The organism is Sorangium sp. So ce327 (assembly GCF_051530205.1).
Lineage (GTDB): Bacteria > Myxococcota_A > Polyangia > Polyangiales > Polyangiaceae > Sorangium > Sorangium cellulosum_B.
This window is the reverse complement of sequence record NZ_CP150330.1, coordinates 11,788,407-11,799,819: the sequence shown is the minus strand read 5'-3', so window position 1 is coordinate 11,799,819 and position 11,413 is coordinate 11,788,407. Positions and strand designations below refer to the sequence as shown.

Annotated in this window: 7 protein-coding genes; 3 read left to right on the top strand and 4 right to left on the bottom strand. The window is 72.4% G+C overall.

Going from position 1 to position 11,413, the window contains the following annotated elements:
- Positions 1-40: 40 nt before the first annotated feature.
- The gene (locus WME95_RS44350) at positions 41-1,423 is read left to right on the top strand and encodes a hypothetical protein (RefSeq protein WP_437905229.1); all 1,383 of its coding nucleotides are present in this window, start codon (positions 41-43) and stop codon (positions 1,421-1,423) included.
- 83 nt (positions 1,424-1,506) lie between these two features.
- Here WME95_RS44350 and WME95_RS44345 read toward each other — a convergent pair whose 3' ends face one another.
- Positions 1,507-1,704 (bottom strand): hypothetical protein, encoded by a 198-nt coding sequence (locus WME95_RS44345; RefSeq protein WP_437546818.1) that lies wholly within the window; start codon positions 1,702-1,704, stop codon positions 1,507-1,509.
- A gap of 1,723 nt (positions 1,705-3,427) precedes the next feature.
- On the opposite strand from WME95_RS44345, the gene WME95_RS44340 reads away from it, so the two are divergent.
- Entirely contained in the window at positions 3,428-5,050 is a 1,623-nt protein-coding gene (locus tag WME95_RS44340) for a thiamine pyrophosphate-binding protein (RefSeq protein ID WP_437905228.1), read from the top strand.
- A gap of 5 nt (positions 5,051-5,055) precedes the next feature.
- Entirely contained in the window at positions 5,056-5,577 is a 522-nt protein-coding gene (locus WME95_RS44335; protein WP_437905227.1) for a M17 family peptidase N-terminal domain-containing protein, read from the top strand.
- 33 nt (positions 5,578-5,610) lie between these two features.
- On the opposite strand, the gene WME95_RS44330 is transcribed toward WME95_RS44335, so the two are convergent.
- From WME95_RS44330 to WME95_RS44320, 3 genes are all read right to left on the bottom strand, one after another.
- Positions 5,611-7,677 (bottom strand): ATP-binding protein, encoded by a 2,067-nt coding sequence (locus tag WME95_RS44330; RefSeq protein ID WP_437905226.1) that lies wholly within the window; start codon positions 7,675-7,677, stop codon positions 5,611-5,613.
- Positions 7,678-8,140: 463 nt separating this feature from the next.
- The gene (locus tag WME95_RS44325; RefSeq protein WP_437905225.1) at positions 8,141-8,956 is read right to left on the bottom strand and encodes a hypothetical protein; all 816 of its coding nucleotides are present in this window, start codon (positions 8,954-8,956) and stop codon (positions 8,141-8,143) included.
- 62 nt (positions 8,957-9,018) lie between these two features.
- Positions 9,019-11,382 (bottom strand): AAA family ATPase, encoded by a 2,364-nt coding sequence (locus WME95_RS44320; RefSeq protein ID WP_437905224.1) that lies wholly within the window; start codon positions 11,380-11,382, stop codon positions 9,019-9,021.
- Between the last annotated feature and the right edge of the window lie 31 nt (positions 11,383-11,413).

Here is an 11,413-nt window from a genome sequence, read left to right as displayed (position 1 = left end):
GCCCGCCGAGACGATAGGATGCGCGCTCCAAGGAGACACGATGCCACGTCGAATCCTGGTCTTGTCCTCGCTTACCTGGCTGGCGGCGACCCTCGCGGCCGCGCCCTCCGCTGCGCAGCCCGCGACGCCTCGCCCGACAGCTAGCCCTGCGCCCTCCGCGTCGGCGGGAACGCCTCCGGCACCGGGCGCACGGCAGCCGCCCGCGACGCCGGCGCCGAGCACACCGCAGCCGCCCGCGACGCCGGCGACGGGCACACCGCCGTCGCCCGCGACGCCGGCGCCGGGCACACCGCAGCCGCCCGCGACGCCGGCGACGGGCACACCGCCGTCGCCCGCGACGCCGGCGCCGGGCACACCGCAGCCGCCGGCTTCAGGCACACCGCAGCCGCCCGCGACGCCGTTGCCCGGCGGGCCGCCGCAGCCCCCGGCGGTCGGCGCGCCCGAAGCGGGCGCACCTGAGCCGGACGCCTCGCCGCTCGCGCCGGAAGAGGCGCACACCGCGCCGGGAGCCGCCGGGCCGCCCTCGGACCCGGCGCCGCCCGACCGGAAGCCGGGCGGGGCGGAGGCGGGCCGCAAGAGCAGCACGCCGGCGCCCTGGGTGCTGTCCCTCTCGGATACCGAGCTGGGGCCGCCGCCCGCGCGCGGGTCGGGCGGCAGAACCATCGACGAGGGGGTTGTCCCGCTGAGCCAGCGTGGCGCCATCGGCCTGGAGACCTCCTCGTTCACCGGCGGCGACGGCGAGGTCTCCGGGCTCGCGGTCGCGCTCTTCGCCCGCATGCCGTTCGCCCAGCACACGTTCCTCGATGTCCGACTCCCGTTCGGGCTCGCGATGGCCGAGCGCACCGACGCCGTGCTTGGCAACGTGACGCTCGGCGCCCATCACGTCGCCCGCGTCGGCCGGACGGTCTGGCTCACGGTGGGCGGCGACGTCGGGCTGGCGACGCTCTCGGGCAAGACCCACCACCACGCCAGCTACGAGCCCGTCAGCGCCAGCCGGGCGTACTGGGATCTCCACGAGTACTTCCCGAGCATCCTCCCCATCCACGCGCGCCTCGGCGCCGAGGCCCACGTCGGCTCACTGATCATCGGGCGCTTCCAGCTCGAGCCGGTGCTCTACATCCCGCTCGGCCGCAACAAGGAGTACGAGGTCGCGATCCAGCACGCCGCCGAGCTCCAGATCGGCCACGGGATCGGCGGCGGCGTGCGCGTGCAAGGGATGGCGCTGCCCACGTTCGACAACGTGAGCATCCGGCACGCCGTCGCCCGCAATCTCTACGTCCTGGCCGTCGAGCCTTTCCTCGCCATCGAGCGCAACCTCGCGTTCCTCCGAACGGGCCTGCTGCTGCCCTTCGACGAGGAGCTCGGCCCGCCGCTCGACCACACGTGGGGCTTCCACTTCACCGCGGGCGTCCGCGCCGACTGAGGCCCGCGGCCGGGGCGCCCGGCGGCGGGCCGCCTGCCCGGCGGCCGAGCCCGCAGCGCACGAACCTGCACCCCCGCTCCAGCCTAGGCGCCGCGCGCGCGGCTTGCTTCGCCGATCGCGTAGGTGATGTGCCCCTCCAGCTCGCCCGCGGGCAGCTGCTCGGACTCCACGACGACGAGGCGTGCTCCCGCGTCCTCCGCGAGCAGCTCGAAGGTCTTCGGCGCACGATCGTGCAAGTGGCTCGGCAAGACGATGGCCAGCGGGCGGAGGCGGACGGCCACCCCCCACGCCGAGCCTGCATCGCAGGAGCGGACGAGGAAACGAGCCCGCGCTGCAACCCTCCGGCAACGAGCCAGAAAATGGGGGCTGCAGTCGAGCGCCAGCACCATGGGTATCCGGATCAACTGACTGCTACTAGGGGGCTCCGACATAGGAAGATGCTACTCCAGCGAAGCGCGATTGCGCGTCCTCTTATCCCGCATAACCGATACAGAGCCTTCCCGAAATAGAAAACAACAAGCTCGCCAGCTCATGTAAGCAGTCACGCGTGATTTTGGTGTATTGGGTAACGTTCTGTGAGCGCAGGATATTTGAAATGAACGCTGCGAGAGGGGGAGGCGCCAGCGCACGAGAGTCCCCGCGGGACCGCGCGCAAAATCGCCGAGAATTCGGCCCTCCTTGCGCTTCAACAGGAGCGCGTGATGCCCTGAGCGATCGCGCGTTGATGAAATGATGCGCCATGGACGGAGAAGGTCTCGGCGCATACCAGTGAATGCAACATGGCGATCCGGTGTCGGGAACGCCCGGACGGGTGAAGTCGGCGCACACGTGGTAGACGCCGCTCGGGACGTAGGTTGTGAAGGCAGCGTCCACGAGAGCGTCGCACAAGATGGCTCGTGTTCACCCCTGACGCTGCCCAGATCGCCGCAGCGGCTCCACGCCTCCTGCCTGTCGAGGTCGGCAGGCGGCAAAGGAGTTGGCGAGCACACGTCATGGAGATCGTGTGTCATCGCCACGCGGCAGGCGAGCCGCGCCAGCGCCGCCATCGGCCGGACCCGCTGCCCGGTCGTCGCGGCGCTCCCTCGCCGCGCGCCATGCATCGCGGCAGGCCGCGCCGCGCGCGCCCCGTGAGGGCTCGGTGAGCTCGACACGCCCTGTGTCGCCAACCACCCAGCGCCCGCCGATCGCCGCGACGGCCCTGAACCGGTTACGCTCCTCACAGAAGCTCGGGGGCGCCACCCACCCAGCCCCCTCCGAATTGTTTCCGCCAGGTTGCGGGGAGCGCCGACGCCGGAGGCGACCGCCGGCGGCGCGATGGCCCCGCCGGCAGAGAACCGGACCCTCTCCGAGGCCGGCGGCTGCAGGGGAGGAGCACCGGGGAGAGGTCGAGAGAGGTGGCGGTGTCGAGCTGGCACCTGCAATAAGGTTCCAACTATATCATCTCGTGGCCCGGATAGAAGAGAACAGCGTCGGGTTGTGATCGCAAAGGCGTCGGCCGTCGCGGTGGGGCGACGACCTCGCATCCAAGGTCGGAGTCGGCGCTGTGGCGGAGCTGTATTTTTACAGTAACACCCCGGGAAGGGGGGTTATCCTTCTCGGCGGTCGGATAGCCGACCTGATCGGGCGATAGCGTGGATCACCCGTCAGGGAGGCGGCGCGCGCGCCAGCAAGCGGGTGGTGCTCTGATCCCGAGAGAGCTCGGACGAGGTCGGGAGGTTAGGAAGAACACTTGCCTACCACCCGGACAATGGGGGTTTCAGGCGGACACGACCCCCGAGCTCCGGTGATGTTTTGACGAGTGGACTCCTCGACGCGCCGCCGCGGCGCGAGGGTCGTGCGGCCGTCGACGCGTGGCACGGGGCTCGTCCCCGGAGCGCCGGCTCGGGGCGCCGAGCGGCCCGGGCCGGCGACGCGGCCGGGCGGCGCGCGCCCGCGCACGGGCGGCGGCGCGAACCGACCGCTCGCCGGCAGGACGCTGGGTCGCACATGGTATATGCCGGCCCCATGGCGCAGGTGCACGGCGGCAGGCTTGTCTCGAAGGCCCTCGCGAGACACGGGGTGACGCACCTCTTCACCCTGTGCGGCGGGCACATCCAGGCGATCTACGACGGGTGCCTGGATGACGGCATCCGGGTGGTCGACGTGCGACACGAGCAGACCGCCGGACACGCCGCCGACGGGTACGCGCGGGTGACCGGGAGGCCGGGGGTGTGCGCCGTCACCGCGGGGCCCGGCGTGACGGACGTGGTGACGGCCGTCGCCAACGCCCAGCGCGCGGGCGTCCCGATGGTCGTCCTCGGGGGCGCCGGCCCGCGCGCCCTCGCCGACATGGGCTCGCTGCAGGACATGAACCACGTCGAGCTGATGCGCCCCATCTCGAAGTGGAGCGTCTCCGTCCCCTCGACCGATCGCATCCAGGAGTACGTGGACTCGGCCTTCCGCGTCGCCCAGGCGAACGTGCCAGGCCCGGTCTTCCTCGAGATGCCGCTCGACCTGCTGATGAACTACGCCGGCGACGAGGCGCCCGCGACCGCGCCCGCGGCCCCGCCTCGCCCCGGGGGCGACCCGGCCGCCGTCGCGCGGGCCGCGGCCCTGCTGAGGGACGCCGAGCGGCCCATGTTCATCGTCGGGAGCCAGCTCCGGTGGTCGCCGCGGCGCGACGCGCTGCGCCGCTTCGCCGACGCGGTGAAGGCGCCCTTTTACCTGAACGGCATGGCCCGAGGCGCCCTGCCCCACGCGCACCCGGGGCTCATGAGCCGCTCGCGCCGCTTCGCGCTCTCGCAGACCGACCTCTGCGTGGTGCTCGGGACCCCCTTCGACTTCCGCCTCGAGTACGGCCGCGCCATCAGCCCGGCGGCCAAGGTCGTCCAGATCGATCTCGACGGGAGCGAGCTCGGCAGGAACCGCCGCGTCGACGTCGGGATCGACGGGGACAGCGGCGTCGTCCTGGATCAGCTGCTCGCGGAGGTGCCCGACAAGACGGCCGCGGCGTGGCTCTCGGCCGTGCGCGAGGCGGAGGAGCGATCGCGCGCGAAGATGCTGGCGGAGATCGCGAGCGACGGCGACCCGCCGAACCCGCTGCGCGTCTGCGCGGAGATCGGCAAGCGCCTCGGCAAGGACGACATCGTCATCGGCGACGGAGGGGACTTCGTGGCCACGGCCGCGAACGTGCTGAAGCTCGAGTGGCCGCAGCTCTGGATGGACCCCGGTCCGCTCGGGACCCTCGGGGTCGGCCCCGGCTACGCGATGGCGGCCAAGCTGGCGCGGCCAGAGGCCAACGTGGTCCTCGTGTACGGCGACGGATCGTTCGGCTTCCACGCGCTCGAGTTCGAGGCGATGGTGCGCCAGGGCATCCCCGTCGTGAGCGTGATCGGGAACGACGCGGCCTGGACGCAGATCCGCCGGGGGCAGGTGGAGCTCTACGGCGAGGGCCGCGCGCCGGCGACGTCGCTCGACTTCACCCGGTACGACCGCGTGGTCGAGGCGCTCGGCGGCTTCGGGGCCTGCGTGGAGCGCGTCGAGGAGCTCGGGCCCGCGCTGGACGAGGCGTTCCGGTGCGGCAGGCCCGCTTGCGTCAACGTGAAGATCGCGAAGAGCGACTTCCGCAAGGGCGCCATCAGCGTCTGATCCACGTGGAATTACGGTTCATCTCCCCCGACCTGCAGAGCCTCGACGAGCTCGACTCGGAGGTGCTCGCGTGCGCCCCGTTCAGCGACGCGCGGCCAGCCCACGGCGTGGCCGGCCTCTGCGACTGGCGGCTCGGCGGCCGGATCTCCGAGCTGCGGCGGCAGGGCCTGATCACCGGCGAGCTCGGCGAGGTCGTCATGATCCCGTGCAAGCCGCGCATGGCGTTCGACAAGCTCGTCCTGTTCGGCGCCGGCGAGCGCGACGCGTTCGACGAGGCGATCTTCCGCGAGATCGTGCGCCGGATGCTGGCCACGATGGGCGGGCTCTGCACGCGCGCGGCCGTGGTGGAGCTCCCGGGGCGGCACGACGGGCTCATCCCCGCCGAGCAGGCGGCCGACGCGCTCCTCGACTGCGCGGGCAGGGAGCGCGGCGACAACGTGTGGACGCTGGTGGAGCGCGCCGAGGGCAGGCAGCAGATCACCCAGCACATGATCGAGCAGCGCCGCCGGGTGCGGCGGGCGCTCTAGTCACGCGGCGCGCGGCGCGCGGCGTGGAGGGCGTCAGGCAGGCTCCTTCGGCAGGTCGACGGTGAAGGTCGCCCCCTCGCCCGGCCGGCTGTCGACCTGGATCGTCGCCCCGAGCGCGTCGGCGATCTGCCGCACGATCCACAGCCCCATGCCGAAGCCGCTGTAGTTCTCGCTGGAGACGGCGCGCTCGAAGCGCTCGAAGATGCGGGCCTGCTGCTCCGGGGCGATGCCGATGCCGCGATCCCTCACCGTCAGGCGGGCGCGGTCCGCGAGGTCCTCCAGCGTGACGTCGATGGGCTTGCCGGCGCCGTATTTGACGGCGTTCGAGAGGAGGTTCGTGACGATCTGATCGAGCCGGAGGCGATCCCACCGGCCGACGATCGAGGCGGGGGCCGACAGGTTGACGGGGCAGCCGGCAGAGCAGAGCTCCTCGCGGAACCGCTCCAGCGCCTCGTTCACCGTGGCCGCGAGATCGACGTCCTCGAGCTCGATCTGCAGGCGGCCCGCGGAGATGCGCGAGATGTCGAGCAGGTTCGTGATGAGCCGGGCGAGCCGCTCGACCTGCCGCTTGATCATCTCGAGCCGCGGCGTGGCGCGCTCGGCGGTGAGGCCGCCGCGCTTGCCGGCGCGCAGGAGGCCGTCGACCTGCAGCTGCATGGGCGTGAGCGGCGTGCGGAGCTCGTGCGAGGCGATCGTGAGGAAATCGTCGCGCGCGCGCACCGCGAGCTGCGCCTCCCGGTAGAGCCGGGCGTTGTCGACGGCCAGCGCCGCGCGCCGCGCGAGATCCTGCGCGAGGTCGAGATCGACCGCGTCGTAGCGCCGGTGCGTCGAGGCGAACGAGAGCGTGCCCAGCGTGCGGCCGCGCGCCGTCAGCGGGACCGTGAGGTGCGAGGCGAGCGAGAGCGAGCGCAGCGCCTCGTAGTGCGCCTGATCGAACGAGATCGCGCGGACGAAGGAGTCGGTCACCTTGGGGATGAGCTCCGGCTGCGCCGTGCGCAGGACCCTGCCGATCCCTCGCCCGGCAGAGTCGGCCGTGATCCTGCCGAGCAGCTCGGTCGCCATCGCCATCGACGGATCCGCGTGGGCGGTCACCTGCCGATCGATCGCGCCGGACTCGTCCTGCAGCAGGAGCACGCAGATCGACGCGAAGTCGGGGAGCGCGACGCGGACCACGCGCCGCAGCGTCTCCTCGAAATCGAGCGACTCGCCGAGGATCTGCCCGGCGGAGACGAGGATGCGCTGCGCCTCGTGGACGCGGCGGCGCTCCGTCACGTCGCGGGTGACCTTCGCGAAGCCGCGCAGCTGCCCGGCCTCGTCGAAGAGCACGCTGATCACCTCGTTCGCCCAGTAGCGGGTGCCGTCCTTGCGGACGCGGTAGCCCTCCTGGATCGAGCGGCCGGTCTCCACGGTGGACTCGAGCTCCGCGACGGGCCTGCCGAGCTCGACGTCCTCCGGCGGGAAGAGGACCGAGCAGTGGCAGCCGATGATCTCGTCGGCGCGGTAGCCGTTGATGCGCTCGGCGCCCGGGTTCCAGCTGGCGATGCGGCCGGCGGGGTCGAGCATGAAGATGGCGTAGTCCTGGACGCCCTCCACGATGAGGCGGAACCGCTCCTCGCTCTGCTTGAGGCGCCGGTCGGCGCGCGCCTCCGCCGCCTCCATCTCCCGGCGCAGGAGGAGCTCGCGCATCCTGCGGTTCTCGTCCTCGTAATGCTTCCTGCGCAGCTGGGCGCGCAGGCGCGCCTTCAGCACCGTGAGCTCGCCCGTCTTCGTCACGAAATCGTCGGCGCCGGCCGAGAGGGCGTCGAGGATCGCCTTGTGGTCGTCGCGGCCGGTGAGCATCAGCAGCGGGATCGGCCGCCACGAGGCGTTCGCCTTGATGCGGAGGCACGTGGCCGGGCCCGACAGACCCGGCATCACCATGTCGAGAAGAATGCCGTCGACGCGCGCCACCGTGAGCCGCGCGAGCGCCTCCTCCCCCGAGTGGGCGAGCACCGGCAAGTAGCCTTCGTCGCGCATCGCCGCCGCGACCTGGTTCAGGTACGTGGGGCTGTCGTCCACGATGAGGATGCGATGGGACGGCGTATCCGCTGGGCGGTTCACGGGAGCCTCCGGGGCGGGCTCCTGTGAGCGAGGGGAGTCGCCAGGACGGGGCGCGTGGGGCTGGTTGAACCGGTGCAACACCCGCCGATCACCCCCCGTGGCGCCTCCACCCTCATTGGCCACCCATACAGGTTGGCATGCGTTCTCCCCCGGTCGACGCGAAAAGGCTACCTGGCCCGATGCACTTTGCGTACAGCATCCTTTTTCTACCAGCCGCCAGGCGCTCGCAACGTGGCTTCCCCCACCGCGAACCGGAATCCCCGGGGAAGCGCACACGATGCGCGCTGTGGGCTTCGAGCGCCCGGCGCCGGCAGACAGGGGCTTCCCGCGCGACAAACCAGGGAAATGACGCTTGACAAGCGGCGTGACGATCCGAGTTGCGCCCGACTCGAGCGACTCGAGATCCGCGCCTGGCGAGTCGCGGCCTCGCGGCGGCGCGGAAGATCGGAGACGCGCGGATCCGTCAGCCCTCGTCGATGAGCTCGATCATCGTGGCCCGGGCGGGCCCGCCCGCGGGGATCCAGCGGCAGAGCTCGTCGACGCCGACGTCATCGACCACCCGGCGGAGCTCCGCGCGCGCCGCGGCGGGCTCGCCGAGCGCGGTGAGCGCGTGCGCGCGGGTGATGCGGTAGCGCTGGCGCACCTCGGTCGGCTCTTCCCGCTCGCCATCGCGGAGGCCGATCAGGGAGAGCGCGGCCTCGACGTCGCCGGTGCGCACGAGCACCGCGGCGCGCGCTCCCCGCACGAGCGGCCGCACGGACGCCGGCGCGCGCTCCTCGTCCAGGTCCGGGAGGAGCCGCCGGGCGGACTCGATGTCGCCGGCGCAGAGCTGCCATTGGGCGAGGTTGCTCATGACGAGCACCCGAACCTGCGGAGGTATCCAGTCGCTGGGCACGTCGCGCAGCGAGGCGGCCGCCGCCTTGTAGCTCCCCTCCCAGGCGAGCGACTGACCGACGGCCTGGGCTGCAAAGGCGTAGATGATCCGCGGATCGTCGAGCTCGGTCGGCGGCGTCAAGGCGCGCTCCGCCGGGCGCGCGGCCGGCCGCCCCGTCCGCGGGAGCCGAGGCGCCGCGGGCGTCTGGCGCCAGGAAAGACCGGGCCTCGCGGCGAAGCGCCGCCGGACGACGCCGCCGAGGAGGACCAGCAGCGCGATCGCCGCGGCGGCCGCGCAGGCGGCGCCGAGCGAGAGCGACCCATCACGCCACCGCGCGAGCGCGCCCCACGCGAGCAGCGGCGCCGCGGCGCCGGCCGCCGCGAGCAGGACAAGCCGCCGCGTCATCGGCGGGCTCCGGCGTGGATCGGCGCGGGTTCGGCCGTGCGCTTCGCTGCCATCGGTCCTCTTCAGCGCTCCCTGAGCATTCTTCGAGGATCCGCGCTCGTCCCGCCCTTCTGCGTGTCGGCGATCGCCTGGTGGAACCGCTCGAGCCGCTGGTCCGCCGCGTGGAACACGGTCCCCTCCGGATACCTTCCGTCCGCGTCGGCGACGCCCGCGGGGACGCCGGTGATGATCTCGATGCCCTCCTCGACGGAGCTCACCTCGAACACGTGGAAGCGGCCGGCCTCGATCGACGTCACGACGTCGCCCCGCAGCATGAGCGCGTCGCGGTTCGCGCTCGGGATCAGCACGCCCTGCTCGCCCGTCAGGCCCTTGGCGGCGCACAGATCGAAGAAGGCCTCGATCTTCTCGTTGATGCCGCCCACGGGCTGGATGCTCCCCTGCTGATCGATGCTGCCCGTCACGGCGAGCTCCTGCCGGATCGGGACGCCGGAGAGCGCGGACAGGAGCGCGTACAGCTCGCTCGACGAGGCGCTGTCGCCCTCGATGGGCTCGTAGGTCTGCTCGAAGACGAGCGAGGCGCCGAACGAGAGCGGGCGGTGCTGGGCGAACCGGGCCGCGAGGAAGCCCGTGAGGACCATCACACCCTTGCTGTGGAGCGGGCCGGACATCTCGACCTCGCGCGCGATGTTCACCGGGCCCTCGCGGCCCGGGTAGACGACCGCCGTCACCCGGCAGGGGCGGCCGAACGTCTGCGGGCCGTCGGACAGGACCGAGATGGCGTTGACCTGCCCGACGCGCCGGCCGGTCACGTCGATGCGGATCGTCCCGTCCGAGAGCAGCTCGTGCACGTGGTCGCGGAAATGGCTCCCGCGGCGCCGCGCCGCCTCGAGCGCCTCGTTGACCTCGGGGCCGTCGACCACCTTGCGGCCGCGGCGCTGGGCCCGGTAGCCGGCCTCGGTCGCGACCTCGGCGATGAGCCCGACCTGGGCGCTCACCTTGGTCTGGCTCTCCGCGAGGCGGCCGCCGTGGAAGAGGAGCGCGGTCACGCCGTCGGCCGTGATCGGCGGGAGGCCGCGATCGTGCGCGAAGCCGGCGAGGAACGCGGGGTACGTGAGGAGCGCCTGATCGAGCGAGATCGTCGTCTCGAAGCGCGCCTGCACCTTGAAGAGCTGCGAGAACTCCGGATCGGCGTCGTGCAGATCCTGGTAGAGCTGCGGGTTCGTGACGAGGACGACCTTCACGTCGATGGGGATCGGCGGGAAGAGCAGCTCCTCCGCGGTGCCGCGGAAGTACGACGGGTTGTGCTCGGGCACGATGAACTTGCCCGCGAGGAGGCAGGCCTTGAGCTGCTCGTAGAGCGCCTCGTTCTTGAGGAGCGCGCCCGCGGGCAGGATGAGGAAGCCGCCGGCCGCCTCGTGGAGGGCGCCCGCGACGGCGAAGCCGGGCTCCGGCGGGAAGCCGGAGTCGGGCGGCGCGTGGGTGCGGCCGAACAGGGCGGTCAGCGTGGGGTAGGGGACATCGACGACCGGGGCGCCGGAGTCGGGCGTGTGCTCCGTGAGGAGCGTCGGGACGACCACGCCGCGCGGGAGGGTGGCGCCGCCCTCCTCGCCGCGCGCCTCGTCGACGAGCAGGCGGAACTCCTTCGACACGACCGTCTCGACGTCCGCGAGGAAGGCGCTGATGTCGTTGCGCCCCTCGAAGCGCGCGCGCACGGGCTGGAAGCAGGCCTTCACCCCGTCGCTGAGCAGCTGCTTCACGACGCCGCGCAGCTCGACGTCGGCCTCGTCCTGCACGGTGGCGAGCCGCATCTCGAACTCCTCGATGGAGCCGGCGATGGCGAGCAGGGCCTCGCCGTCCGGCGCGTTGGCGGCGTCCTCGATCGAGGTGATCTGCACCTCGTCCTCGCCGCGCACGAGGTCGAGGCCGAGCTCGCGCGCCGCGGACTTGAGCTGCTCCTCGAGCCGCCGCTCCTCCGCGTTCACCCGGCGCTGGATCTTGCCGCGCGCCTGCTTGAAGCGCTCGCCCTCGGTCGCGCCGCGCAGGGCGTCGACCAGCTTCTCGTGGAGCTCCTCCATCGCCTCGACGAAGGGGCGCCCCTCGCCCGGCGGCAGCGACAGGACCGTCGGCTCGCTCGGGCGGTGCGGGTTCGGCAGGAGGAGGATGTCGTCGGGCGTCGGGCGGCTCGCCGCGATCCGCTTCGCGACCGCGCGCGCGCAGAACGTGCGGCCCGTGCCGGGCGCGCCGACGACGACGACGTGGAAGCGGGGCTGGCGGATGTCGAGGCCGAAGGCGAGCGCGGCGAGGGCGCGCTCCTGCGAGCCGATGCCCGCCGACAGCGGCGCGACCTCCTCCGTCGTGGAGAAGCGGAAGCTCTGCGGCTCTACGATCTTGCGACACTCGCTGGGGGGCAGCTTCCGGGAGACCATGGCGGCGCACCATAGCGCCTTTCGCCGGTCG